The sequence below is a fragment of the Nocardioides aquiterrae genome, from assembly GCF_039526625.1.
Lineage (GTDB): Bacteria > Actinomycetota > Actinomycetes > Propionibacteriales > Nocardioidaceae > Nocardioides > Nocardioides aquiterrae.
On sequence record NZ_BAAAJE010000001.1, the window covers coordinates 193,674 to 218,486 of the forward strand.

General features: G+C 72.2%; 29 protein-coding genes. 15 read left to right on the top strand and 14 right to left on the bottom strand.

The window, feature by feature from the left end; translation table 11 throughout:
- The first annotated feature begins 68 nt into the window (after positions 1–68).
- Positions 69–1,160: a sugar kinase gene (locus tag ABD086_RS00925; RefSeq protein ID WP_343905306.1), complete on the top strand. Its 1,092-nt coding sequence runs from the start codon at positions 69–71 to the stop codon at positions 1,158–1,160.
- A gap of 173 nt (positions 1,161–1,333) precedes the next feature.
- On the top strand, positions 1,334–1,981 hold the full coding sequence (locus tag ABD086_RS00930) for a FadR/GntR family transcriptional regulator (RefSeq protein WP_343904813.1): 648 nt from the start codon (positions 1,334–1,336) through the stop codon (positions 1,979–1,981).
- Positions 1,982–1,983: 2 nt separating this feature from the next.
- Here ABD086_RS00930 and ABD086_RS00935 read toward each other — a convergent pair whose 3' ends face one another.
- From ABD086_RS00935 to ABD086_RS00945, 3 genes are all read right to left on the bottom strand, one after another.
- Positions 1,984–2,430, bottom strand: a complete 447-nt coding sequence (locus ABD086_RS00935; protein WP_343904815.1) for a PTS sugar transporter subunit IIA — start codon at positions 2,428–2,430, stop codon at positions 1,984–1,986.
- Positions 2,431–2,443: 13 nt separating this feature from the next.
- Positions 2,444–2,776 carry a hypothetical protein gene (locus tag ABD086_RS00940; RefSeq protein ID WP_343904817.1) on the bottom strand — a complete coding sequence of 111 codons (333 nt, stop codon included), beginning with the start codon at positions 2,774–2,776 and terminating at the stop codon, positions 2,444–2,446.
- A gap of 103 nt (positions 2,777–2,879) precedes the next feature.
- Entirely contained in the window at positions 2,880–3,266 is a 387-nt protein-coding gene (locus ABD086_RS00945) for an ATP-binding protein (RefSeq protein WP_343904818.1), read from the bottom strand.
- 82 nt (positions 3,267–3,348) lie between these two features.
- Here ABD086_RS00945 and ABD086_RS00950 point away from each other — a divergent pair, with 82 nt between their 5' ends.
- Genes ABD086_RS00950 through ABD086_RS00960 form a run of 3 tightly spaced genes read left to right on the top strand, consistent with a single transcriptional unit; the run spans position 3,349 to position 6,563 of the window.
- Positions 3,349–3,660 (top strand): STAS domain-containing protein, encoded by a 312-nt coding sequence (locus ABD086_RS00950; protein WP_343904819.1) that lies wholly within the window; start codon positions 3,349–3,351, stop codon positions 3,658–3,660.
- A 13-nt stretch (positions 3,661–3,673) separates the two neighbouring features.
- A complete protein-coding gene (locus tag ABD086_RS00955; RefSeq protein ID WP_343904821.1) occupies positions 3,674–5,902 on the top strand; it encodes a SpoIIE family protein phosphatase in 2,229 nt (742 codons plus the stop codon).
- A 19-nt stretch (positions 5,903–5,921) separates the two neighbouring features.
- On the top strand, positions 5,922–6,563 hold the full coding sequence (locus ABD086_RS00960; RefSeq protein ID WP_343904823.1) for a hypothetical protein: 642 nt from the start codon (positions 5,922–5,924) through the stop codon (positions 6,561–6,563).
- Between the two features lie 130 nt (positions 6,564–6,693).
- On the opposite strand, the gene ABD086_RS00965 is transcribed toward ABD086_RS00960, so the two are convergent.
- Entirely contained in the window at positions 6,694–7,227 is a 534-nt protein-coding gene (locus tag ABD086_RS00965) for an SRPBCC family protein (protein ID WP_343904824.1), read from the bottom strand.
- Between ABD086_RS00965 and ABD086_RS00970 the strand changes: the two genes are divergently transcribed.
- Together ABD086_RS00970 and ABD086_RS00975 are read left to right on the top strand one after the other, a co-directional pair.
- On the top strand, positions 7,226–7,708 hold the full coding sequence (locus ABD086_RS00970) for an SRPBCC family protein (RefSeq protein ID WP_343904825.1): 483 nt from the start codon (positions 7,226–7,228) through the stop codon (positions 7,706–7,708). The genes ABD086_RS00965 and ABD086_RS00970 overlap by 2 nt on opposite strands.
- A gap of 37 nt (positions 7,709–7,745) precedes the next feature.
- The gene (locus ABD086_RS00975; protein WP_343904826.1) at positions 7,746–9,125 is read left to right on the top strand and encodes an NAD-dependent malic enzyme; all 1,380 of its coding nucleotides are present in this window, start codon (positions 7,746–7,748) and stop codon (positions 9,123–9,125) included.
- Between the two features lie 6 nt (positions 9,126–9,131).
- Here the strand turns inward: ABD086_RS00975 and ppgK are convergent, their stop codons facing one another.
- Together ppgK and ABD086_RS00985 are read right to left on the bottom strand one after the other, a co-directional pair.
- Positions 9,132–9,887, bottom strand: a complete 756-nt coding sequence (gene ppgK / locus ABD086_RS00980; RefSeq protein WP_343904827.1) for a polyphosphate--glucose phosphotransferase — start codon at positions 9,885–9,887, stop codon at positions 9,132–9,134.
- A gap of 25 nt (positions 9,888–9,912) precedes the next feature.
- The gene (locus ABD086_RS00985) at positions 9,913–10,695 is read right to left on the bottom strand and encodes an NYN domain-containing protein (protein WP_343904829.1); all 783 of its coding nucleotides are present in this window, start codon (positions 10,693–10,695) and stop codon (positions 9,913–9,915) included.
- Positions 10,696–10,759: 64 nt separating this feature from the next.
- Between ABD086_RS00985 and ABD086_RS00990 the strand changes: the two genes are divergently transcribed.
- The 4 genes from ABD086_RS00990 to ABD086_RS01005 all read left to right on the top strand — a co-directional run bounded on the left by ABD086_RS00990 (position 10,760) and on the right by ABD086_RS01005 (position 13,809).
- A complete protein-coding gene (locus tag ABD086_RS00990; RefSeq protein WP_343904830.1) occupies positions 10,760–11,515 on the top strand; it encodes a maleylpyruvate isomerase family mycothiol-dependent enzyme in 756 nt (251 codons plus the stop codon).
- A gap of 90 nt (positions 11,516–11,605) precedes the next feature.
- Positions 11,606–13,027: a fatty acid desaturase gene (locus tag ABD086_RS00995; protein ID WP_343904831.1), complete on the top strand. Its 1,422-nt coding sequence runs from the start codon at positions 11,606–11,608 to the stop codon at positions 13,025–13,027.
- Positions 13,027–13,218 (top strand): ferredoxin, encoded by a 192-nt coding sequence (locus ABD086_RS01000; protein ID WP_343904832.1) that lies wholly within the window; start codon positions 13,027–13,029, stop codon positions 13,216–13,218. Before ABD086_RS00995 ends, ABD086_RS01000 begins: the two co-directional genes overlap by 1 nt.
- Before the next feature lie 21 nt (positions 13,219–13,239).
- The gene (locus tag ABD086_RS01005) at positions 13,240–13,809 is read left to right on the top strand and encodes a TetR/AcrR family transcriptional regulator (RefSeq protein WP_343904833.1); all 570 of its coding nucleotides are present in this window, start codon (positions 13,240–13,242) and stop codon (positions 13,807–13,809) included.
- On the opposite strand, the gene ABD086_RS01010 is transcribed toward ABD086_RS01005, so the two are convergent.
- Positions 13,806–14,663 carry a GTP-binding protein LepA gene (locus ABD086_RS01010; RefSeq protein ID WP_343904834.1) on the bottom strand — a complete coding sequence of 286 codons (858 nt, stop codon included), beginning with the start codon at positions 14,661–14,663 and terminating at the stop codon, positions 13,806–13,808. The genes ABD086_RS01005 and ABD086_RS01010 overlap by 4 nt on opposite strands.
- A gap of 69 nt (positions 14,664–14,732) precedes the next feature.
- Between ABD086_RS01010 and ABD086_RS01015 the strand changes: the two genes are divergently transcribed.
- Together ABD086_RS01015 and ABD086_RS01020 are read left to right on the top strand one after the other, a co-directional pair.
- Entirely contained in the window at positions 14,733–16,127 is a 1,395-nt protein-coding gene (locus tag ABD086_RS01015) for an MFS transporter (RefSeq protein ID WP_343904835.1), read from the top strand.
- A 41-nt stretch (positions 16,128–16,168) separates the two neighbouring features.
- On the top strand, positions 16,169–17,017 hold the full coding sequence (locus tag ABD086_RS01020; protein ID WP_343904836.1) for a methylenetetrahydrofolate reductase: 849 nt from the start codon (positions 16,169–16,171) through the stop codon (positions 17,015–17,017).
- 143 nt (positions 17,018–17,160) lie between these two features.
- On the opposite strand, the gene ABD086_RS01025 is transcribed toward ABD086_RS01020, so the two are convergent.
- From ABD086_RS01025 to ABD086_RS01055, 7 genes are all read right to left on the bottom strand, one after another.
- A complete protein-coding gene (locus tag ABD086_RS01025) occupies positions 17,161–17,625 on the bottom strand; it encodes a GNAT family N-acetyltransferase (protein ID WP_343904837.1) in 465 nt (154 codons plus the stop codon).
- 24 nt (positions 17,626–17,649) lie between these two features.
- Positions 17,650–18,069 (bottom strand): VOC family protein, encoded by a 420-nt coding sequence (locus ABD086_RS01030; protein ID WP_343904838.1) that lies wholly within the window; start codon positions 18,067–18,069, stop codon positions 17,650–17,652.
- Positions 18,066–18,710: a DUF1638 domain-containing protein gene (locus tag ABD086_RS01035; RefSeq protein WP_343904839.1), complete on the bottom strand. Its 645-nt coding sequence runs from the start codon at positions 18,708–18,710 to the stop codon at positions 18,066–18,068. The genes ABD086_RS01030 and ABD086_RS01035 overlap by 4 nt, the downstream gene beginning before the upstream one ends.
- Complete coding sequence (locus ABD086_RS01040) at positions 18,649–20,601, bottom strand: ASKHA domain-containing protein (RefSeq protein WP_343904840.1); 1,953 nt, start codon at positions 20,599–20,601, stop codon at positions 18,649–18,651. Before ABD086_RS01040 ends, ABD086_RS01035 begins: the two co-directional genes overlap by 62 nt.
- A 7-nt stretch (positions 20,602–20,608) precedes the next feature.
- Positions 20,609–21,481 carry a dihydropteroate synthase gene (locus ABD086_RS01045; protein WP_343904841.1) on the bottom strand — a complete coding sequence of 291 codons (873 nt, stop codon included), beginning with the start codon at positions 21,479–21,481 and terminating at the stop codon, positions 20,609–20,611.
- A 67-nt stretch (positions 21,482–21,548) separates the two neighbouring features.
- On the bottom strand, positions 21,549–22,217 hold the full coding sequence (locus ABD086_RS01050; RefSeq protein ID WP_343904842.1) for a corrinoid protein: 669 nt from the start codon (positions 22,215–22,217) through the stop codon (positions 21,549–21,551).
- A complete protein-coding gene (locus ABD086_RS01055; RefSeq protein WP_343904843.1) occupies positions 22,214–22,981 on the bottom strand; it encodes an IclR family transcriptional regulator in 768 nt (255 codons plus the stop codon). Before ABD086_RS01055 ends, ABD086_RS01050 begins: the two co-directional genes overlap by 4 nt.
- A 66-nt stretch (positions 22,982–23,047) precedes the next feature.
- Here ABD086_RS01055 and ABD086_RS01060 point away from each other — a divergent pair, with 66 nt between their 5' ends.
- Both ABD086_RS01060 and ABD086_RS01065 read left to right on the top strand, forming a co-directional pair.
- Entirely contained in the window at positions 23,048–24,487 is a 1,440-nt protein-coding gene (locus ABD086_RS01060) for a trimethylamine methyltransferase family protein (RefSeq protein ID WP_343904844.1), read from the top strand.
- Positions 24,488–24,591: 104 nt separating this feature from the next.
- Positions 24,592–24,792: a hypothetical protein gene (locus ABD086_RS01065; RefSeq protein ID WP_343904846.1), complete on the top strand. Its 201-nt coding sequence runs from the start codon at positions 24,592–24,594 to the stop codon at positions 24,790–24,792.
- Positions 24,793–24,813 lie beyond the last annotated feature (21 nt).

The window sequence follows — 24,813 nt, forward strand, 5'->3', positions numbered from 1 at the left end:
CCAGCCGTGCCGTCACCCCAGCCGACCCCTGACCGGGGACGAGTCGAGGAAGGCCCGTGACCGAGTTGATGATCAAGGACGCCGGAGACTGCCGGTACGACGCACTCGCGCTCGGCGAGGTGATGCTTCGCCTCGACCCGGGCGAGCGGCGGATCAGGACGGCGCGGAGGTTCGACGCCTGGGAGGGTGGTGGCGAGTACAACGTCGTCCGGGGCCTCCACAAGGTCTTCGGGCTACGGACCGCGGTGGTGACCGCGCTCGCGGACAACGAGGTCGGGCATCTCATCGAGGAGCTGATCGCCCAGGGCGGTGTCGATACGGCGCTGGTGCGCTGGCGCGAGTACGACGACGTCGGCCGGCGCGTGCGCAACGGGCTGAACTTCACCGAGCGCGGGTTCGGGGTGCGAGGCGCCCTGGGCGTCTCCGACCGCGGCCACACGGCCGTGAGCCAGCTGTCGGCGGGGGACATCGACTGGGACCACGTCTTCGGGACGCTCGGCGTGCGATGGCTTCACACGGGGGGCATCTTCGCCGGCCTGTCGGCCACGACCCCTGGCGTCGCCGAGGCTGCCATGCGCGCGGCCCGGCGCCACGGCACCACCATCTCCTACGACCTCAACTTCCGGCCCAGCCTGTGGAGGGAGGCCGGGGGCAGGACGACCGCGCAGGAGGTGAACCGGACGCTGGCCCCGTTGGTGGACGTCATGATCGGCAACGAGGAGGACTTCATCGAGGCGCTCGGCTTCGAGGTGTCGGGAGTGGACCGGGACTTCACGCACCTCGACCACCGTGCGTTCCTCGCGATGATCCAGGAGGTGGTCGACACCTTCCCCAACCTCCGCGTCATCGCCACGACCCTGCGGGGGGTGTCGTCCGCGAGCCGCAACGACTGGTCCGCGATCGCATGGTCGCGGGACACCGGCCTGGTGGCCTCCCGTCGCTGGCACGACATGGAGATCCTCGACCGGGTCGGGGGTGGTGACAGCTTCGCGTCCGGACTCGTCTACGGGCTTCTCAACGCCGAGCCGCTCGACGTAGCCGTGGAGCTCGGAGCCGCACACGGAGCCCTGGCGATGACCACTCCGGGGGACGTCTCCATGGCGACCGCGGCAGAGGTGTGGCGCCTCGCCCAGGGCGCCAGCGCCCGGGTGCGACGCTGAAGGGGTGGATATACTGACGCGGAGGGCTCGGCGTCGGGTCCGGATCTGTCGAGGAAACGTCGTGAAGTCAGGGTCAGTGGCGTCTCGGTTCGCCTTGGACATCTCGGGGAGTTCGCGTGTTTAGTGCGCAGACCGGAATCGAGCCCGTCAGGCAGCTGAAACTGGCCGATGCCGTGGCAGCTCAGCTCGAGGAGCTGATCCAGAAGGGGCACTTCGGCGACGGCGGCCGCCTGCCGGCCGAGCGGAAGCTGGCCGAGCAGTTCGGCGTCGGTCGGGGCACCATGCGCGAGGCCGTCAGCAAGCTGGAGACCCTCGGGATCCTCGTGAAGAACCAGGGTGTCGGAACGTTCGCCGTCTACCCACCCCCTCAGGCCGCCGGGCGCATGCTCATGCTCACCGCGGGTGACGTCACCGCGCTGGAGCTGTTCGAAGTGCGCTACGCCCTCGAGCCGGAGGCGGCAGCGACCGCCGCCGCGCGGCGGACGAAGGCGGACCTGACCGAGCTGCGCGGCATCCTCAAGCGCTCGATGGCGGCGGCGATCGAGGGCGCGGAGTTCGTGAGCCTGGACTTCCAGTTCCACAACCGGATCATCCAAGCGTCGAACAACCGCCTCATGCGTCGTCTGTACGAGCAGATCGGCCCGCACCACGCGGTCTACTCGGAGAAGGTGATCGCGATCCCGGGTCGGATCGAACGGGCCTGCGAGGGCCACCAGCGGATCTTGAACGCCATCGCGCAGGGTGATGCCGAGGGAGCCCGCAGCGCGGCGCTCGACCACCTTCGCTCAGCCGAGCGCGACCTCGCGCTCGAAGCCAGCTAGCCCTACGCGAACGCGTCAGCCGCGAGGATCGAGAGCCGGGCCGGGGACTCGGCGGCGCGGCAGTCGCTGCGGAAGCCCGGCTTCACCGCGGCCGTCGTGACGGTGCGGAGCAGCTTGAGGTAGTCGCTCGCCTGGTCCTCGGGGACGGCGAGCAGGAAGACCAGGTCGAAGTCGTGGCCGTTGGGCGCGTCGACCGGGGCCGGGAGCGTCGCGACGGCGACCGTCGGCTCGAGGACGGCGGCGCTCCGGGCGTGCGGCAGGGCCACCCCGCCCGGGAGGGCGGTCGAGCCCTTGGCCTCGCGGGCGAGCACGTCCGCGACGAAGGCGTCGACGCCCGACAGCCGCCCGGCCTCGTCCAGCAGCGTCGCCAAGCTCCGCACGCAGTCCTCGAGCGTGGCGCCCAGCTCCTGCTGGACGGAGACGGTCCGGACGTCGACGAGGTCAGCCATGGGCAGAAGTCTGTCACGTCGCCGCGAGCACCCACGCGGGGGCGAACGGCTTGACCGTGAACGACGCTCCCTCGGTGAAGAGGATGCGCACCAGCTGCACCTCGTCGGTGTCCAGCCGGTCGTGCTCGACCTTCGCCACGGTGCCGTGCTTCCACTCGCCGTGCTCGAGGACGTAGGCCCACACGAAGACCAGGTCACCGGGCTCCAGGTCGGCGGCCGTGCAGCGGCCGCCGTACGCCGACCGCTCGGCCAGGTCGCGCCAATACCGGACCCGCACCACGCACCAGATGGCCATCCCCACGACCAGCAGACAACCGATCGCGAGGACGACCGTGCCGAGATCCACGGCCATCCTGCTCACCCCCGGCGGGCCCGCCCCTTCTTCCCGCCCCACTTGTTGCCAGCACGGTACGCCGGCGAGCCGCCCGCGGGAAGGGGTCAGTTCCGACCTAGGCGCGGTCGAGCTCGAACCACACGGACTTGCCGTGCCCGGTGAGCGCGGTGCCCCAGCGCGAGGCGAGCGCCGCGACCAGTACCAGCCCCCGGCCGCGTTCGGCGTCGACGTCGACCGCGGGGGCCGCAGGGATGGTGGGGTCCTCGTCCTCGACCGCCACCCGCAGGGCGCGACCGTCCACGACGACGTCGACGACCGCGGGGCCACCGGCGTGCTCGTGGGCGTTCGTCACCAGCTCGGACACCAGCAAGGCCGCCACGTCGGCCGTCTCGTTGCCGACGTGGGCGTGCGCACACAGGTCGTGGACCGCGGCTCGGGCCGTTCGTGCGGAAGATCCCTCCGCGGAGACCACGAGGCTGGTCCTCAGCGGCAGATCGTGCACGTGGGGTCCTCCTTCGTCACTACTCGTCTACCCTCACCCGGGGGTGAGGAAACGGCTCCGGTCCTCCGACTAGGATGCTGTGGTGGATGACACTCCCTATGCGGCGGCCTATGACGACGCCGCCGCCGTGCTGACCGTCAGTGGATCGGTGGACGAGCTGTCCGGTCCGACCTTTCGCGCGGACCTGGAGAAGCACAGCGACGGATTCAGCCGTGACCTCACCGTCGACCTGAGCGGGGTCGACTTCTTCCCGAGCCTCGCCGTCGGCGTCCTCGCGGTCGCCGCGAAGAACGCCCGGAACGCCGGGCACGAGCTCGACGTCGTCGCGGTGCCGGGATCGATCGTGGCGCGGGTGCTGACCATCTCGAGGCTCCCGTACCGCGAGCAGCGCTGACAGCGCCCCCCGCGTGACCGACGTGGCCGGGTCACAGCACACCCCGTCGTACGGCGAGGTCGACCTCACCACCTGCGACCGGGAGCCGATCCACATCCCCGGCGCGATCCAGCCGCACGGCGTGCTGGTGGCGGTCGACCGTGAGCACCGGGTGCGGATGATTTCGGCGAACTCCGCCTCCCTCCTCCGGGTCGAGCCCGCGGACGCGATCGGCCGGACGCTGTCCGACCTGGCGGGCGGCACCGTGGCCCGGGCGGTCGCGGAGCGCGAGGCCGTCGGGCTGCCGGACACGCCGCTGGTGCTCTACCTGGACGACAGCACCGAGGTCGACGTCCGCGTGCACCGGTCGGACACCCGGCTGGTCGTCGAGCTCGAGCCCGTGGGCACCGAGGGCCGGGCGGCGCTGTCGTACCACACCGCGCGGGGCGCGATGGCCCGGCTGGCGGGCGCCGGCTCGGTCCACGACCTGGCGGACCACCTGGCGCACGAGGTCCGGGCGCTCACCGGGTTCGACCGGGTGATGGTCTACCGCTTCGACGCCGACTGGAACGGCGAGGTGATCGCCGAGGAGCGCCGCCCCGACCTCAACCCGTTCCTGGGCCTGCACTACCCCGCCACCGACATCCCGGCCCAGGCGCGGCGGCTCTACACGGTGAACTGGACCCGGCTGATCGCGGACGTCGGCTACGAGCCGGTGCCGCTGCACCCGGTGTTCGACCCGGAGACCGACGCACCGCTGGACCTGTCGTTCGCGACCCTGCGCAGCGTCTCGCCGATCCACCTGGAGTACCTCTCCAACATGGGCGTGACCGCCTCGATGTCGATCTCGATCGTGGTCGACGAGCGGCTCTGGGGCCTGGTCGCCTGCCACCACTACTCCGGGCCGCACCGGCCCAGCCAGGACGCCCGGGCGGCCGCCGAGTTCCTCGGGCAGGTCGCCTCGCAGGTGGTCGTCGAGCGGGAGCGCGCCGATGCGCGCGAGTCGGCGCTCGAGACGCAGGCGACGATGGCCGGAGTGACGGCGCGGGTCTCGGCCAACGCCCTGTCGCCGCTGGAGACGATCGTCGCCGACCCCGACCTGCTCCGCCTCATGGACGCCCGGGGCGCGGCGCTCTGCTACGACGGCATCTTGACGACGTGCGGCGTCGTCCCGGACGACGAGACCCTGCGCAGCATCGCCGCCGCCCTGGAGTCGCCGCTGAGCTACGTGACGCAGACCGACAGCGTCGCGGACCTGCTGCCCGAGCTCGGTCACGTCCCCGAGGCGGCCGGCGTGCTGCGGATCGGATCGGCCCCGGACCGGTGGCTGGTGTGGGTCCGCCCCGAGCAGGAGCGGGTCGTGGACTGGGGCGGCGACCCGACCAACAAGCAGATCGCCGCGAGCGAGGGCCCGGAGGTCCGCCTCAGCCCGCGCAAGTCCTTCGAGAAGTGGCAGCAGGTCGTGCGCGGCCGCAGCCTCCCTTGGACGTCGTGGCAGGTCGACGCCGCGGACGCCCTCGGCAAGCACCTGCAGGGCCTGCTGCTGCTGCGGTCGCGCGAGCAGATCGCGATGGCCGAGTCGCTGCAGCGCAGCGTCGTCCTCGACCGGGCGCCCGGGTTCACGGGCCTCGACGTGGCGGCCCGCTACCAGCCCGCCTCGTCGTACCAGCTCGGCGGCGACTGGTGGGACGCCTTCGAGCTCAGCGACGGCCGGATCGCGCTGGCGGTCGGCGACGTGGCCGGCCACGGCGTCTCGGCCGCGTCGGCGATGACCCAGCTGCGCACCGCGCTGCGGGCCTACCTCTACGAGGGCCACGGCCCCGACGAGTGCCTCGACCGCCTCGACCGGCTCATGGACGGGCTCCTCGACCAGCGCGTCGCGACCGCGGTGGTCGCCGTGCTCGAGCCGGAGACCGGCCGGGTCCGGATCGCGAGCGCCGGCCACCCGCAGCCGCTGCTCGCTCGCGGCGCCGGGGCCGCCGAAGTCGGGGTGACCTCGCGTCCGCTCCTCGGCGTCGGATGGGGCACGTCGACTGCGGCGGAGCTGGTGCTCGAACCGGGGGACACGCTGCTCGTCTACACCGACGGCCTGGTCGAGCAGCGCGGCGTCGACCTGGCCGAGCGGATGACCGCGCTGACCGAGCTCGCCGGCAGCTCCCACCCCGGGCCCGACCTGGACCACTGGCTCGACGGGCTGCTCGCGATCCAGGGGCCGGAGCCGGACGACGACACGACCCTGCTCGCGGTGCGGCTCGCGCGCTGAGCGGGCGATACTCCTCGGCATGACCCGTCGCCACGCCTTGTTCCTCATCGTGCTGCTGGCGGCGGTCGTCAACCTGCCGCTCCTGCACAGCTGGTACGTGGACCAGAAGGTCCGCACGTCGGGGACGGACGTGACCGCCACCGTCGTCGACGACCGGGTCCTGAACGGCGACGAGTACTGGCTCTCGTTCACCTTCCCCGAGGACGTCGACCCCGACCAGCGGACCTGGACGGCCGAGGTCGACGAGGAGGCGTACGACGACGCGGTCGCGAGCCAGACGATCCCGGTGCGCGTGGTCGAGGACGACCCGGCGGCGTACCGCGCCGAGGGCACGGTGACCAGCAGCGTCCCGCTGGTGATGACGCTGGTCGCCGACGCGATCCTGCTGCTGGTCGCGCTGCTGCTGTGGCGGTCCGGCGGCCGGATGCGGCCGCGGCTGCGGGCGGTCGCCCTGGAGGACGTCGAGCGGTGTGCGCCGGAGACCCTGCTCGACCGGATCGGCGGCGAGGACTACCTGATCCGCGGCGAGGTGCTCGAGATCGGTGAGGGCAGCGTGACCCTCGACCTAGGCAACCGCGCGGTCGTCGTCCTGCTGGACGGGCACCAGAACTCGGTCGGCCACCAGCAGCCCGCGCAGGTCCGCGCCCGGCTGATCGACTGACGGCTCGCGGCGGGACAGGCCGGAGACGAGCACCGCGACCATCATCGCGGGCGCGAGGAGCACGAACGCCAGGAGGGCGACCTGGATGATCTCTGCAGCGGACACGTGAGTGAGGTCCCCCGAACGGGGGTCAGGCCAAACCTTCCGGCGGCGTGTCCTGGGCAACACCGACGATCTCCGGGTCGGCGCACGCCTCGGCGTACGCCGCGATCCGCGCTCGGATCTCCCGGCCCAGCAGCCACCGGCCGATCGGGTCGGCCACCGGGCGCAGCCAGGCGGGCTTCGCCGTCCACGTGTACTTCCAGGTCGCGCGGGTGCCCCCCACGCCGTCGCGTGTCTCGGGGACGAACCGCCAGCCGCCACCGAAGGTCGCGAAGAACCACGGTCCCTTCTCCATCGTCATCCCGACCGAGGTGGGCGGGCGGTAGGACACGTAGCGGCTGACCATCGCCGGCCCGACCCGGGCGCGGGTGAACGTGCGGACCCCCGCGGCGGGCCGCTGCGCGCCGAGCAGGTGCTGCTTGCGGATGAACGGGTCCCAGCGCAGCCGCACCTCGCCCGTCGTCTGCGACACCGCGAACGCGGCGTCGGGAGGAAGCGGGACCCATGCCTCCGCCGTCACCTGGGGCATGGCCGCAGCCTCCCACGGGTAGTGCGAGTTCATGCCTCGCTTCTCCGCCGACACCCGCGCCGAGGCCGTCGTCGCCGCCCCGCGGGCCGACATCTGGGCCGCCCTGACCGACCCGGCGCTGGTCGCGGACCTGACGCCGTTCGTGCGCCGGATCACCGAGGACGGCGACCACTGGCGCTGGGAGATGACCGGGCTCTCGGTGCTCGGCGTCGGCATCTCGCCGGCGTTCACCGAGCGGATGACGTACGACGAGCCGCGGCGCATCGAGTTCCGGCACGACCCGCCCGCCGGCACGACCGAGCGCTCCGCGGTCGAGGGGTGGTACGAGCTCGACGAGGTCGACGGGGGCACCCGGCTGGTCACGGCGCTGGAGATCACGCTCGACCTGCCGCTCCCGCGGGCGTCCGGCCGGGCGGTCCGCGGCACCATGCGCAAGGTGATCGACGAGATGGGCGACCGGTTCTCCCGGAACCTGCTCGACCACCTGGGTGCGGAGGAGGTCACACCGACCTGACTTGCCGGTAACAGCGGCCGCGGGGGAAGGTGCAGCAATGGCCGCCACCACCTCGTCGTACTCGATCACCATGCGCCTCTACACGGCGCCCGACCACGGCGTCGTCGGCGCGGTGGCCACGGCAATCGCGCAGGCGGGCGGCATCGTCACCGCGATCGACGTCGCCGACTCCAGCCACGACCGGCTGGTCGTCGACGTCACCTGCTCGGCCAGCGACGCCGAGCACGCCAAGGAGCTCGAGGCCGCGGTCGACGCGGTCGACGGCGTCGAGGTGCACCGGGTCAGCGACCGGACCTTCCTGCTGCACCTCGGCGGCAAGATCGAGGTCACCTCGAAGGTGCCGCTGCGCACCCGCGACGACCTGTCGATGGCCTACACGCCCGGCGTCGGGCGGGTCAGCCAGGCGCTGGCCGACCACCCCGAGGACATCCGCCGGCTGACGGTCAAGGGCAACTCGGTGGCGGTGGTCACCGACGGCTCCGCCGTCCTCGGGCTCGGCAACATCGGCCCCGGCGCCGCGCTCCCGGTGATGGAGGGCAAGGCCGCGCTGTTCAAGAGGTTCGCGGACATCGACGCCTGGCCGATCTGCCTGGCCAGCCAGGACACCGACGAGATCGTGCGCGCGGTCGAGATGATCGCCCCGGGCTTCGGCGGCATCAACCTCGAGGACATCGCTGCTCCCCGGTGCTTCGAGATCGAGCGGCGGCTCCGGGAGTCGCTGGACATCCCGGTCTTCCACGACGACCAGCACGGCACCGCGATCGTCGTGCTGGCGGCGCTCACGAACGCGCTGCGCGTGGTGAAGAAGTCGCTGGAGTCCGTCCGCATCGTGGTGTCCGGCGGCGGCGCGGCCGGCACCGCGATCGTCACGCTGCTGATCGCCGCGGGCGTCACCGACGTGGTGGTGATCGACCGGGACGGCGCGCTGTCGGCCGACGACGAGTCGCTCTCCCCCGCGCACCGCCAGCTCGCCGCGGTCACCAACCCGCGGCGGGTGCGGGGCGACCTGCACACCGTGCTCCGCGACGCCGACGTGTTCATCGGCGTCAGCGCCCCCGGCGTGCTCGACCCGGAGTGGATCCGCGAGATGGCGCCCGACCCGGTCGTCTTCGCCCTCGCCAACCCCGACCCGGAGGTCGACCCCGCCGAGGCCGACAAGTACGCCGCGGTCGTCGCGAGCGGCCGGTCGGACTACCCGAACCAGATCAACAACGTGCTCGCGTTCCCCGGCGTCTTCCGCGGCCTGCTGGACGCCCGTGCGCACGAGGTCACCATCGACATGCTGCTGCGCGCGGCCGAGGCGATCGCGCTGGTGGTCAAGGACGACGAGCTGAACCCGAACTTCATCATCCCCACGGTGTTCCACCCCGACGTCCCGAAGGCGGTGGCCGCCGCGATCCGCGGGACCGAGGGGTAGCCCCGCTCAGCCGCCGCCCTCGCTGGCGTAGAGCGCTGCGCCGACCACGCCCGCGCGGTTGAGCAGGGTCGCCGGGACGATCTCGGTGTCGAGGTCGAGCAGCGGCAGGAACTGGTCCGCCTCCTTGCTGACCCCGCCGCCGACCACGAACAGCTCGGGCGAGAACAGCATCTCCAGGGTCCGGTAGTACCGGGTCAGCCGCGTGGCCCAGTGCTCCCACGAGAGCCCCTCGCGCTCGCGGGCGCTGTTCGCCGCGCGCGACTCCGCGTCGTGGCCGTCCACCTCGAGATGGCCGAGCTCGGCGTTCGGGACGAGGACGCCGTCGAAGACCATCGCCGAGCCGATGCCGGTGCCGAGGGTCGTCACGATCACGAGCCCGGAGCGCCCGCGCGCGGCGCCGTACCGCACCTCGGCCAGGCCGGCCGCGTCGGCGTCGTTCACGACGTGCACCTCGCGGCCGGTCGCCTCGGTGAGCAGCCGGTCGGCGTCGGTGCCGACCCACGACTTGTCGATGTTGGCGGCGGAGTGCACGGTGCCGTGCCGGACCACGCCGGGCACCGTGACGCCGACCGCGCCGGTGCAGTCGGGGAACCGCGCGAGGAGCTCGACGAACACGTCGCGCACGTTCTCGGGCGTGGACCGCTCCGGCGTGCGGATCCGGACCCGCTCCGCCGCGAAGTCGCCCGCGTCGAGGTCGACGGGAGCCCCCTTGATCCCGGTGCCGCCGAAGTCGATGCCGAAGGGCTGCGGGGTCGAGCTCATCCCCCGACCCTAGACGTCCCGCGCCCTACTCGGCCGCCGAGGCCTTCTTCTTCGCGGCCTTCTTCGCGGGAGCGCGTTTGCGCGGCGGCCGCTGCGAGCGCAGCCGGACCCGCGGCTGGCCGCCCTCGGGGTGGTCGAGGTCCAGATAGCTCTGGGCGCCGGCGAGCGCGCTGAGCCGCGGGAAGCCGTAGTGGCGCGGGTCGAACGCGGCGTGCGTCTTGCCCAGGTAGGTGCCCACCGAACCGAGCGGCGCCCAGCCGTCGTCCTGGGCGGTGCTGCGCACCGCGCCCTCCATGATCGTGCGCAGGTCGGGCAGCGAGTCGCCCTCCGCCTCCGCGTCCTCGCCGGCGCCGCCCTCGTCGTCCTCCCGCAGCACCTCGAGGAAGATGAACTTGTCGCACGCGGCCTGCAGCGACGCCGGCGTCTTGCGCTGGCCCAGGCCGTAGACGGTCTTCCCGGACTCGCGCAGCCGGGTCGCGAGCCGGGTGAAGTCGCTGTCGCTGGACACGATCGCGAACGCGTCGAGGTTGCCGGAGTAGAGCAGGTCCATCGCGTCGATGATGAGCGCGGAGTCCGTGGAGTTCTTGCCGACGGTGTTGGCGAACTGCTGGATCGGCTGGATCGCGTGCCGGGCGAGCTCGCCCTTCCAGCCGCCCAGCTGCGAGGTGGTCCAGTCGCCGTACGCGCGCTTGACCGTCGGCGCGCCGTACCGGGCCAGCTCCGCGAGCAGCGCCGCGGCGTGGGAGGAGGAGACGTTGTCGGCGTCGATGAGCACGGCGAGGCGAACGGTGGCGGGCTCGGTGGTCACGCCCCACTCCTACCACCGCGGTAATCCGGATGCCGCGCGCCGCGCGAGGTGCCACGCTCGTGGCGTGCCCACCGAGCTTCCCCTGGCGCGCCACCTCGAGGGCCTGCGGTCCGCGATGGTGGCCTTCGTCCGGTACGCCGACCGCGCGGGGCTGCGCGCCCCGGTGCCGACCTGCCCGGACTGGACGGTCCGCGACCTGGTCGCGCACCAGGGCATGGTGCACCGCTGGGCGACCGCGCTCGTGCGCGGCGAGCGCGACGTCGACCCGGACGCCTTCGAGGCCGAGGGTCGCGACGAGCCGGACCCGCTGGAGTGGCTGCGCGACGGCGCCGTCGAGCTCGCGGCGACGCTGACCCGGGCGCCGGCGGACGCCCACGCGGTCGTGTTCTTGAACGACGCGCCCGCCCCGCGGGAGTTCTGGGCGCGCCGCCAGTGCCACGAGACGACCGTGCACGCCGCCGACGCGCTGTCGGCGGCGCTCGGCCGGCATCCGGACCCGGCCGAGACGTGGATCGACACCGACCTCGCGGTGGACGGGATCGACGAGCTGCTCGGTGGGTTCCTGACCCGCCCGCGCTCCCGGCTCCGGTGCGACGAGGACTCGGTGCTCGTCGTCGCGCCGGACGACGCCGCCGACTGGTGGCTGGTCGAGCTGGGCCCGCAGCCGGCCGTCACGACCCGGCGTACCGGACCCCGGTCGGACGGCGACTGGGTCCTCGGCGGCAGCGCCGTCGACCTCTACCTCTCGCTGTGGAACCGCACCGAGCGGCCCGGGCTGGAGGGCACCTGGCGCGAGCGCGCCGCGGTCGTCTGGCCCTGAGGGCCTCGGGTTTACAAAAACTGCCCCCTTGTCAAGCTGCTTGACATTCCGTATGGTCCTGTCAACCAGCGACCCCACGGAGGCTTGGGCATGTCCGAGATCGCGAACAGCACCGTCCCGACCGGTTCGACCGAGACCTGGAAGGACCGGAAGCGCTACCTGTGGCTGATCGGCCTGGTGGTGCCGTCCCTGGCCTTCATCGGGTACGGCGCCTGGGCCCTGACCGGCTGGGGGGTGTGGTTCTGGATCGGACCGATCGTGATCCTGGGCGTGGTCCCGGCGATCGACCTGCTCGCCGGGCTGGACCGCTCGAACCCGCCCGACGACGTGATCGAGGCGCTCGAGGAGGACCGGTACTACCGCTGGATCACCTACCTCTTCCTGCCGATCCAGTACGTCGGCTTCGTCGGCGCGATGTGGCTGATCGCCGGGGGAGCGGACCTGACCACCCTCGACAAGATCGGCCTCGCGGTCTCGATCGGCTGCATCGGCGGGATCGGCATCAACACCGCGCACGAGCTCGGCCACAAGCGCGAGGAGAACGAGCGCTGGCTGTCGAAGATCGCGCTGGCGCAGAGCTTCTACGGGCACTTCTACATCGAGCACAACCGCGGGCACCACGTCCGCGTGGCGACGCCCGAGGACCCGGCGTCGTCGCGGGTGGGCGAGAGCTTCTACCGGTTCTGGCCCCGCACGGTGCTCGGGTCGCTGCGGTCGGCGTGGAACCTGGAGAAGCGCCGCTACGCCCGCAAGCAGCAGCACCCGTTCCGGCTCGGCAACGACGTGCTCAACGCCTGGCTGATGTCCGCGGTGCTCTGGGGCGGGCTGGTCGCCTGGCTCGGCGTCGGGGTCCTGCCGTACCTGCTGATCCAGGCGGTCGTCGGCTTCTCGCTCCTCGAGGTCGTCAACTACATGGAGCACTACGGGATGCTGCGCCAGAAGGTCGGCGCCGGCGAGCGGCAGCGCTACGAGCGGGTCGACCCGACGCACTCGTGGAACTCCAACAACATCGCGACCAACGTGCTGCTCTACCACCTCCAGCGGCACAGCGACCACCACGCCAACCCCACCCGCCGCTACCAGTCGCTGCGCGACTTCGAGGAGTCCCCGGTGCTGCCGACCGGGTACGCCGGGATGATCGTGCTCGCGATCGTCCCCGCGGTCTGGCGCCGGGTGATGGACCCCCGCGTGCTGGCGCACTTCGACGGCGACATGTCGCGCGCGAACATCAGCCCGCGCAAGCGGGACAAGGTCCTGGCGAAGTACCCGCCGCCCGCCGCGCGCGAGGTCCCGACGAGCTCGACCACCGACGGGATCGCCGTACCCGCCGACGAGGTGATGGCCGCCCGCTGCCCCGGGTGCGGCTACACCTACCGGGTCGAGGAGGGCGACGAGCACGAGGGCTTCGCGGCCGGCACCGCGTGGGCCGACGTGCCGGACACCTGGTGCTGCCCCGACTGCGGCGTCCGGGAGAAGGTCGACTTCGTCCCGCTGACCGAGGCCGTCGCGTGATGCGCATCGAGGTCGACCGCGACGTGTGCGAGGGCGTCGGGATGTGCCAGTCGATGGCGCACGAGTTCTTCGAGCTCGACGACGACGACGTCCTGGAGGTGCTCGACCCGACGCCTCCCGAGGCGCGGCGCGGCGAGGTCGCGGCCGCGGTCGCGTCGTGTCCGGTGCAGGCGCTGCGGCTCGAGGGATGACCCGTTCCTAGACTGGCGGTCATGAGCCCGCTGCCGACGATGCGTGAGCGCATCGTCGAGGCGGCGGTCGCGATGACCACCGAGTCCGGGTGGTCGGCGGTGACGATGGGCTCGATCGCGGACCGGGTCGGGGTGAGCCGGCAGACGGTCTACAACGAGGTCGGGACCAAGCCGGGCCTGGCCGAGGCGATGATCCTGCACGAGCTGGACCGGTTCCTCGGCGTGGTCACCGCGGCGTTCGAGGCGCACCCGACCGACCTGGTCGACGCGATCCGCGCCGCCGCGGGCGACGTCCTCGAGCTCGCGCAGGACAACCTGCTGCTGCACGCGGTGGTCTCGGCCACCCACGGCGCCGACACCGAGCTGCTGCCGCTGCTCACCACGCACGCCGAGTCGCTGCTGGCCGCGGCCAAGCTGGTCGTCCGCGACCGGGTCACGCCGTACGACATCCGGCTCGACGTCGACCACCTCGACGCGGCCATCGACATGGTGGTGCGGGTGGTGCTCAGCCACGTGATGCAGCCGTCCGCGCCGCCGGCCCGCACCGCCGACGACATCGCCTGGATCGCCGCGCGGGTGCTGCGCAGCTAGGCCGGCCGGCGCAGGTGCGCCAGCTCCACCGCCTCGCGGAACGCCTTGGCGACGTACGGCGGCACGCGCAGCCCGCTGCGGTGCGCCCAGAGCAGGTCGCGCTCGACGCGGGAGATCTGCTCGGCGAAGTCGTCCGGGGCGCCGGCGTGGAGGCTGCGCATCACCGCACCGAAGTCGGCCGCCTGCCGGGCGTCGTTGGCGCCGACCGGTGCGAACGACAGGGCTCGCATCCGGCGCACCGTCCAGCGCTGCCAGCCGGCGAGCTGCTGCCAGAGGCCGCGCGCGGACAGCATGTAGAAGGCATAGTGCCCGGGTTCCTGGCGGCGGATCGGCGCGATCACCGTCTGCGCGACCGCGGTCTCGCCCATTGCCGCGACGCCGTCGTGCAGCAGGTTGTAGGCGAGCACCGCCGAGCGCTCGGTGGCCATGCCGGTCAGGTAGTAGAGCATCCGGCAGACGTCCTGGAACGCCGTGAGGTGGGCGAGCGCGCCGAGGACGCGCAGCTTCGCCCCGACGGTCGTCAGGTCGGGTGTCGCCGCCGGCCGGCCCAGCTGCACCTGGAGCTCGTCGAGGATCAGCCCGTGCCGGATCTCCTGCGGCTGCCACACGTCGGCGTAGAACCGCCGGTCGATCGCCGGCGGGTCCGGCAGCAGCGTGGTCAGCTCGAGGACGTTGCGGTCGACCTCGAGCTCGACCCGCGCCATGTAGTCCAGGACGTGGCCGTAGCGGTGGTTGAGCTCGTCGGGCCGCCGGACCGTGAAGTCGACGGACGCGAGGTCGATGGGCGGGTGCTCCGCCCCCAGCCGGTCGACGTGGTCGGCGAGCCGCGCCTCGGAGTACGTCGCTCGAGTCATCGCAGAATCCTAGGAATCGGTATCGGCCAGGGCATCGGGGTTTCCCCTGATCTCTCCTAGGCTTTCGGAGTGAGCGACTCCACCGGATTTGCCGGCGTCCGGCTCGGTACGGCGGCCGGCCGGGCGGTCGTCCTCGCCGCGGTCCTCGGGTCCGGCATGACGATGCTCGACGGCACCGTCGTCAACGTCGCCCTGCACACCATCGGCGAGGAGCTCGACGCTTCCCTCGCCGAACTGCAGTGGGTGACCAACGGCTACCTGCTCTCGCTGGCCAGCTTCATCCTGCTCGGCGGCTCGCTCGGCGACCGGTTCGGCCGGCGGCGGGTCTTCGTGGTCGGCACGGTCTGGTTCGCCGCCGCCTCCCTGCTGTGCGGCATCGCCCCCACCCCGGGGGTGCTGATCGCCGCGCGCGTCCTCCAGGGGATCGGCGCCGCGCTGCTGACGCCGGGCAGCCTGGCGATGATCCAGGGCGCGTTCGTCCCCACCGACCGGGCGAAGGCGATCGGCGCCTGGTCCGGCCTGGGCAGCATCGCGGCCGCGATCGGTCCGTTCGTCGGCGGTGGCCTCGTGCAGTACGCCAGCTGGCGCTGGATCTTCCTGATCAACCTGCCGCTCGCGGTGGTCACCGTGGTGGTGGCGCAGCGGGCCGTACCGGAGACCCAGGACCCGAACGCGCCGCGCCGGTTCGACGTCCTCGGCGCCGGGCTCGTGGCGCTCGCGCTGGGCGGGCTCACCTACGCGCTGATCGAGTGGGGCAGCCCGCTCGCGCCCTGGGCGCTGGTCGTGATGGCGCTCGCCGCCGTCGGCTACGTCGCCGACGAGCGGCGCAGCGACCATCCGATGCTGCCGCTCGGCATCTTCCGGGACCGCACGTTCACCGCCGCGAACGCCATGACGCTCGTCGTGTACGCCGCGCTCGGCGCCGTGCTGTTCTTCCTCGTGCTCCAGCTGCAGACCGTGAGCGGGTACGGCGCGCTCGAGGCCGGCCTCGCGACGCTGCCGATCACGGTCTGCATGCTGCTCCTCGCCGCGAAGGGCGGGGAGCTGGCCACCCGGATCGGGCCGCGCGTCCCGATGACGGTCGGTCCCCTCGTGATGGCCGCGGGCACCCTCCTGCTGGTCCGGGTCGGGGCGGACGTGAACTACTGGACCGACGTGCTGCCCGGCCTGACCGTGTTCGGGCTCGGCCTGGCGCTGATGGTCGCGCCGCTGACCGCCACCGTCCTGGCCGCCGCGCCCGACGAGCACGCGGGCATCGCCAGCGGCGTCAACAACGCCGTGGCCCGGGCCGGCTCGCTGCTCGCCGTGGCCGCTCTGCCGATCGCGGTCGGCCTGATGGGGGACGACTACGCCGACCCCGCGGTCTTCGACGCGGCCTACCAGCAGGCGACCACGATCTGCGCGGTGCTGCTCGCCCTCGGGGGCGTCATCTCGTGGGTGACGATCCGGGATCCGGGGGTCTAGACTCGGCGGCAGTCGATGCGCATCACGAAACGAGTTCCATCATGCGCAACAAAGCCTCGACCGCCCAGACCATGGTCCGGCTGCTGGAGCACTCTCGGTACGAGGTGCTGCCCACCGCCACCACCGAGGACAAGGTGCTCGCCCACGTGCCGCGCGACGTCACCGTCACGGTGACCGCCTCGCCGAGCAAGGGCCTGGAGGCGACGCTCGACCTGGCCGAGCGGCTGACCGGCCACGGGTACGCCGTCGTACCGCACCTCGCCGCGCGCATGGTGTCCGGCCGCGCCGAGCTGACCGAGATCGTCGCGCGGCTGACCGGGAAGGGCATCACCCGGGTCTTCGTGCCCGGCGGCGACGCCGACCCGGCCGGCGACTACCCCGACGCGCTGTCGCTGCTGGAGGACCTCGCCGCGCTCGGCCACCCGTTCGCCCAGGTCGGGATCACCGGGTACCCGGAGTCGCACCCGACGATCCACGACGACCTGACCGTGCAGTCGATGTGGGACAAGCGCCGCTACGCCACCCACATCGTCAGCAACCTGACCTTCGACCCGGCCGTGATCCGCGACTGGGTGCGCCGGCTGCGCAATCGCGGCGTCACCATGCCGCTGCTGCTGGGCATCCCGGGGCCGGTCGAGCGCACCAAGCTGCTCGCGATGGCGACCAAGATCGGCGTCGGCGAGTCGACCCGCTTCCTCGCCAAGCACAAGGGCACCTTCGCCCGGCTGGCCGCGCCCGGCGGCTTCACCGGCGAGCGGTTCCTCGAGAAGTGCGCACCGGCGCTCGGCGAGCCCGGTGCGCTGGTCGAGGGGCTGCACGTCTTCACGTTCAACCAGATCGCCGAGACCGAGGCCTGGCGCCAGGACCTGCTCGGCCGGCTGCGGCGTTGAAGGGTCGTGTGCCTGAGAACGCGCCATGGCGCGTGCTCAGGCACACGACCCGTCACTCGGACCGTTCGGTCAGCGGCCGGACCGACGGCGGCACCGGCAGGTCCTCGGCCCAGGGCGCCGGTACCGGCGGCGGCTGGGGCCCGTCAGTCGAGCGGGAGCGTCATGAAGGTGCTCCACGGGCTGAGGACGTAGTCACCGAACGGCCCGCACTCGGTGAACCCGTGGCGGGCGTAGAGCCCGCGCGCCGCGGCGAACCCCTCCGGCGTACCGGTCTCCAGGCTCACCCGCGTCAGACCGCGCCGTCGGGCCAGGTCGACGAGGTGGAGCACGAGCGCCCCGCCGATGCCGAGCCCGCGCGCGGCGGCCGCCGTGTGCATGGACTTCAGCTCGCCGTGCCCGTCGCCGAGGTCCTTGAGCGCCCCCACCGCCAACAGCTCGCCCTCGACCCGGTAGCCGACGAACGTGATCGCGGGGTGCACCAGAGCCTCGACGTCGAGGGCGTGCACCTCCGCGGGCGGGCTGAGCGCGTTCATCAGCTCGAGGTGGCTGTCGAGCAGCGCGACGACGTCCGCGGCCCGCGGGTCCTCGGCGGCGATCACTCCCTCCACGCGGAGGAGGCTAGTGGGTCGGAGTCACCGCACGAAGATGCAGAACGGGTGGCCGGCCGGGTCGGCGAACACGTACAGCGGCTCCTCCTCGTCGTCGCTGCGGTCGTAGAGCTCCGCGCCGCCGAGGTCGAGGACGCGCTGCCGCTGGGCCTCCAGGCCGGCGACGTCGGAGACACACATGTCGAGGTGGACCATCATCTGCTGGTCGCCGGGCCGGTCCGGCCCGGGCGTCCACACGGGCGGGACGTACTCCGGGTTCTTCTGGAACGCCAGACCGTGGCCGCCGTCGCCCGGCTTGAGCACCAGCCAGTCCTCGCCGTCGGTCGGCGTCTCGTCGCCGGAGCGGTACGGATAGCCCACGAGGTCGCGGTAGAAGTCGCCCAGCACGCGGGGGTCGTGGCAGTCGAGCACGGTCTGGACGACGAGCGGGTGGGTGTCGGTCACCGGGCGACGGTACGACGCAGCGCGTCCTCCAGACGAGCGGTTCCCGTCTCGACCACGGTCAGCGGCAGCCCGATCCGGGCGGCGGCCTCCGCGGCCAGCCGGCGCAGCTCGTCGTCGGGCGTCTGGGCCAGCCACACCACCCGCGTGTAATGGCCGAAGTACGCGTCGCGCAGCTCCGGCCAGCGGTCCAGGCCGAGCTCCTGCTCGACGGTCCGCGCGAACGACCGGACCAGGAAGTCGGTGAGCAGGTACGTGCCGGGCTGCTCGTCGAAGAACGTCTCGATCCGCGACGCTCCGGCGTACAGGTCGTAGCAGTGCAGCCCGGGCAGCCGCTCGAGGCCGAGCTCCACGCAGACCGAGTCGAGGGCGCCGTACGTCCCGCAGTCGGCGTACCCCACGACGACCGACGAGTACGACGGCGCCAGCGAGGCCGCCAGCGCGCGAACCTCGGCGGCGATCCGCTGGGGCTGGTTGTGCAGGAGCGGCGGCAGCGGGTGCACGTCGACCGGCCAGCCGCGGCGGTCCACGATCTCCTTGCAGGGCTGGGCGATCGCGCCGCAGGCGATCAGGGCGACGCGGTCAGAAGCCGAGCTGGTCGACGAAGCGGTCGTTGAAGTCGGTGCGGTCGGAGAGCTCGACATACGTCACCTCCTCCAGCAGTGCCTGGGCGCCCGCGCGCTCGCGCACCGAGAGCAGCGCCATCTTCGCGCCCTCGCCCGCGACGTTGCCGGCGGCGACGATGCGCAGCACCGGCAGCTTCGGCACCAGCCCGATCCGGACGGCGGACGCGGCGGAGAGGTACGACCCGAACGACCCGGCCAGCAGCACCTGCTGCACGTCGCGGTGCTCGAGGCCGAGCTCCTCCAGCAGGAGCGTCCAGCCGGTCGAGATCGCGGCCTTGGCGAACTGCAGCTCGCGCACGTCGCGCTGCGACAGCACCACGCAGTCCCCGGGCTCGGCGTCCGGCGTCGGGCGGTGCAGGACGAACACGCGCTCCTGTGCCCCCTTGGAGTTGGAGAGCATCGTGAGCCGGTCGGCGAGCGACGGGGCGACCTCCTTGGCGACCTCGTCGGCGACGTACCGCCCCGACGCGTCGAGCAGGCCCACCTTGACCAGCTCGGCGACCGCGTCGACCAGGCCCGAGCCGCACAGCCCCTTCGGCTCGACGTCGCCGATCACGCCGAGCTCGACGTCCTCGCCCAGCTTCACTACCTCGATCGCGCCGTCGGCCGCCCGCATGCCGCACCGGATCGCGCCGCCCTCGAACGCCGGACCCGCCGGCGCCGCCGTCGAGAGGATCCGGTCCCCGTCGCTGACGACGATCTCGCAGTTGGTGCCGACGTCGATGAACAGCCGGGTCCGCTTGTCGCGGTCCATGCCGGTCGCCAGCATGCCGGCGACGATGTCGCCGCCGACGTACGCACCGAGGGCGGGGAAGAGCGTGACCCGCGCCCGCGGGTGCAGCGCCAGCCCGAGGTCGGCCGCGAGCAGGTCCGGCGGCTGGGCCGTCGACATGATGAACGGCGCGACCCCCAGCGGCTCCGGGTCGATCCCGAGCGCGAGCGCGGTCATCGTGGCGTTCCCGGCGATCGCGACCTCGTAGACGTGGGCCGGGTCGACACCACCTTCGTCGCAGACCTGGGCGGCCAGCGTCGCCAGGGTGTCGCAGGCCGCGGCCTGCAACCGGCCGAGCGCCTCGGGGTCCATCATCGTCGCGCTGATCCGCGTGATGACGTCGCCGCCGAACGGCTGCTGCCGGTTGAGCATCGAGGCGACGGCGACCGGCGTGCCGGTGCCGACGTCGAGGAGCGTCGCGACCACGGTGGTGGTGCCGAGGTCGAAGGCGATGGCGTACTGCTGCTTCGTGGTGTCCCCGGGCTCGACGTCGACCAGGGCCTCGTCGACGACCACCGCGGTCACCTTGAAGTCCGCCTGCCGGAGCACGCTGGGCAGGCGGCGCAGCACGTGCAGGTCGGCGGTCGGCTCGAGGTCGTCGATCGCCTCGAGCAGCCGGGCCAGGTCGGTGCGCTGGTCGGCGAGGGTCGGCTCGTCGAGCTCGACGTACCGCTTCTGGATCGCCGGCCGCAGGATCACCTGCCGTCCGACGCCGACGGTCGCGGCCTTGGGCCGCGTGGTCAGGGGAGGTACGTCGACCGTCAGGTCGCGCGTCGCGTTGACCAGGCAGGCCAGCCGCCAGCCGGCGTCCAGCTGCTCGCGCGTGAACGTCTTGACGTCGTGGCGGGTGATCGGCGTCGACCCCTCCACACGAACCTTGCACTTGTGGCAGGTGCCGTGGCCGCCGCAGGTGGAGTCGATCGCGATGCCGTTCCACGACGCGGCGTCGAAGACGGTGACGCCGGGGGGCACGCGCACCTGGCGGTGCGCGGTGCGCTCCGGGTCGGTGTCGAGGACCGTGAACGACAGCCCGACCCGGCCGGTCCCGTCGTGCTGCGCCGGCTCGGCGCCGGGCGTGGGCAGCAGGCCCTCGCGCCGGAACGCGTCCAGGTCGACGTCGGGCAGCTCGTCCGTCACGCGGTGCTCACGCGGTCGCGGCCGCCTTCGCCCGGTGGGCCGCGATCCACGCCATGCCCCAGTCGTCGTGGTTCAGGAACACGTCGGCGGCCTTGACCGCATCGACGATCTGCGGGGTGCGGGTGTCCATGATCGCGCTGGTGAGCCCGGCGGTCATCGCCATCGGCAGCCAGGCGGCGCCGAGGGTGTGCCGGTCGGGCATGCCGAACGACGTGTTCGAGGCGCCGCAGGTCATGTTCACGCCGTGCTCGTCGCGGATCCGGCGCATGGTCTCGAAGGTGACCAGCGAGGTGGTGGTGTCCGCCCCGATCGGCATCGCCAGCGGGTCGATGACGATGTCGGCCTTCGCGATGCCGTACTCCTCGGTCGCGACCCGGATGATCTTCGCGGTGAGGTCGAGGCGCTTGTCGGCCTCCATCGGGATCTCGTCGTGGTCGTTGGGCAGCGCGATGATCGCGGCGTCGTACCTCTTGACCAGCGGCAGGATCGCGGCCAGCCGGTCGTCCTCGGCGGTGACCGAGTTGACCAGCGCCCGGCCCTGGTAGACCGAGAGCCCGGCCTCGAGCGCCTCGACGACCGAGGAGTCGATGCAGATCGGCAGGTCGGTCAGCGACTGCACCAGCTGGATCGCCTTCGCCAGCAGCTCGGGCTCGTCGGTGAGCGGGACGCCCATGTTCACGTCGAGGACGTCGGCGCCGCCCTCGACCTGTGCCTGGACGTCCCTCTCGATCGCGGACAGGTCGCCGGCGCGCAGCTGCTCCTGGAAGGTCCGGCGTCCGGTGGGGTTGATCCGCTCGCCGATCAGGCAGAACCGCTGGTCGTGGCCGAGCACGACCTCCCTGCTCGCCGACCGGAGCACGGTGTGCAGCGGCTCGCTCATCCGGGGTCCCCTCGAAAGTGCGGGCTGGAGGAGCGAAGCGGGGGAAGCTCGCAGTTTCGTGGGGTGGTCATGCCGGCACCTTCGCGCGGCGCGCCTCGAGCAGCGCCTTGGCCTTCTTGACGGTGGCGGAGGCGTCGGCGGCGTACCCGTCGGCCCCGACCGCGTCGGCGTACTCCTGGGTGACCGGTGCGCCACCGACCATCACGACCACGCTGTCGCGGATGCCGGCCTTCTCGAGCGCGTTGATGTTCGCCTTGAACATCGGCATCGTCGTGGTGAGGAACGCCGAGAAGCCGACGATGTCGGGCTGGTGCTCCTCGATCGCGGCCACGAACTTCTCCGGCGCGACCTGGACGCCGAGGTCGATGACCTCGAAGCCCGCGCCCTCGAGCATGATGTTGACCAGGTTCTTGCCGATGTCGTGGACGTCGCCCTTGACGGTGCCCATGAGGAACTTGCCGACGGTCTCGACGCCGGTCTCGGCGAGCAGCGGCCGCAGCCGCTCCATCGCACCGGCCATCGCGCGGCCGGCGATGAGCATCTCCGGGACGAAGAAGTCGCCGCGCTCGAAGCGGGCACCGACCTCCTCCAGCGACGGGATGAGCGCGTCGAAGAGCAGCGTCTGCGGCTCCATCGAGAGCGACAGCCCCTCCTCGGTCAGCTCGAGCACGCGCGGGGCGTTGCCGACCAGGGTCTCGTCGTACAGGCCCTGGAGAATCTCCTCTGGAGTACTCATGCCACACCCTCCTTGGGTGCTCGGCCGCGCAGCAGCGTGGACAGCTGCGTGGCGTGGGACGACAGGTTGGTGCCGAGCTCGTCGAGGCGGTCCTCGAGGCGAGTCGTGGGGCCCGAGACGCCCAGGGCGGCGACGACGTCGCCGCGCGGCCCGTGGACGGGGACGGCGATGCCGGTCAGCCCGATCTCGAGCTCCCCGTCGGTGACCGCCCACCCGCGGCTGCGGGTCCGGCGTCCGTCGCGGGCCAGGGCGTCGGGGTCGGTGATGGTGTTCTCGGTCAGCGCGGCCAGCGGCCCGGGCGGGATCGGCAGCGCGTCCCAGGCGTAGAAGACCTTGCCGAGCGCCGAGGTGTGCGGCGGCACGTCGACCTCGGTCCAGTCCCGGGTCCCGAGCAGGTAGCGGCTGTCGACCTGGGCGACCTGGACGACCCGGTCGCCGCGGGTCACCGACAGGTGGACGGTCTCGGAGGTCTCCTCGCCGATCCGCTCCATCGCCGGGCGGGCCAGCCGGACCAGCTCCTCCCAGGGGTCGTGCCGGGCGGCGTAGAGCCAGAACAGGCTGCCCGCGACGTAGGACCCGCCGGCGTCGCGTTCGAGCAGACCGCCGCGCTCGAGGGCGGCGAGCATCCGCGACGTCGTCGACTTCGCGAGCCCGCTCGCCTCCTGGAGGTCGGCGAAGGTCAGCGGCGCGTCGGCGTGCACGACCGTCGAGACCAGCGCGGCCGCGCGGTCCACGGCCTGGGTTCCGGTGCTCGCCTCGGGCATGTGCTTCCGTCCTGTTCCATGTTGTGGAACTGTGGTCCCACATCATGAGGTTAGGCAGGAGGAGCGATGTTCCGCAACCGGATGCCGCGTTACGAGGTGCTGTCCGAGGACGCGATGGCCACGCTGGACGCCGGGTGGCGCCGGCTGGTCAGCGAGATCGGCGTCGAGTTCATGGACGCCCGCGCTCGTGACCTGTTCGCCGCGGCCGGCCAGAAGGTGGAGGACAACACGGTCTTCCTCGACCCCGACTTCGTGCTGGAGCAGGTGGCGAAGGCGCCGAAGGAGTTCGACCTCCAGGCCCGCAACCCCGAGCACTCGGTGCACATCGGCGGCGACGCGATGGCGTTCGGCGCGGTGTACGGGCCGCCGTTCGTGCGGGAGGGCGACGTTCGCCGCGACGGCACCATGGAGGACTTCCGCAACTTCGCCAAGCTGGCGCAGTCCTTCGGCGTCCTCGACTCCGCCGGCGGCGTGATCACCGAGCCGAACGACACCCCGCTCGACAGCCGCCACCTGGACATGACGTACGCGCTGCAGACGCTGACCGACAAGGTCTACATGGGCAACGTGGTGTCCGGCGTCAACGCCCGCGACACGATCGCGATGACCGAGATCCTGTTCGGCTCCCGCGAGACGATCGAGCAGACGCCCGCGACGATCTCGCTGATCAACTGCAACAGCCCGCTGCGCTGGGACGACCGGATGCTCGAGGCACAGTTCGAGTACTCGGCCGCGAACCAGCCCGTCGTGCTGACGCCGTTCATCCTGATGGGCGCGATGTCACCGGTGACGATCCCGGCCGCGCTGGTCCAGCAGATGGCCGAGGCGCTGTCCGGCATCGCGCTGTCGCAGCTGATCCGCCCCGGCTGCCCGGTGGTGTTCGGATCGTTCCTCTCCAACATCGACATGCAGTCCGGCTCCCCGACGTTCGGTACGCCGGAGTCCGGCATCGGGCTGCTCTGCACCGGCCAGATCGCGCGGCGGTTCGGCCTGCCGTTCCGCACCGGCGGCGGGCTGACGTCGTCCCAGGTGCCCGACGCCCAGGCGGGCTACGAGGCGATGATGACGCTGCTGCCCACCTTCCTCGCCGGCGCCAACTGGGTGATGCACTCCGCCGGCTGGCTCGAGGGCGGCCTGGTGTCGGGCTACGAGAAGTTCGTCATCGACTGCGAGCTGGTCCAGATGCTCGAGCACGAGTTCACGCCGCTGGAGATCGACGAGGCGTCGCTCGCCTTCGACGCGCACCAGGAGGTCGGCCACGGCGGCCACTTCCTCGGCGCGATGCACACGATGGAGCGGTTCCGCACCTGCTTCTACCGGCCCTTCCTCTCGTCCTCGGAGAACTACGAGCGCTGGATGCGCGGCGGCGCCAAGGACACCGCGGTCCGCGCCGGCGAGATCTGGCAGAAGCGGCTCGAGGAGTACGAGCAGCCGCCGCTCGACGACGCGATCCGCGAGGAGCTCGAGGCCTACGTCGTCCGGCGGCGGGCCGAGCTCGGCGACTGACCGGTCTGGACCGCGCGCGGGATCGGGATTGTCGGCGGGTACTGCACGGGAACGGTGCCGGTGGGTACCGGGCCGGTACGACAGGCCCGAGACGGGGAGACGACATGACGACTCTGCAGGAACGGCCGGCGCGGGTACGCCGGCCGCGTGCGTGCCCTCCGCCACCGCCGGCGCGCCGGGAGCCGGCCGAGCCGCGACGGGGGCCGACCGTCGGCATCACCGAGCTGATGGGCCGCCGCCCGGACCTCCAGGACGTCTACACGCCCGCCACGATCGCCGCCGACTCGGTCCTCTGGTCGGCGTGAGGGGTTCGGCTGCTGGCAGCC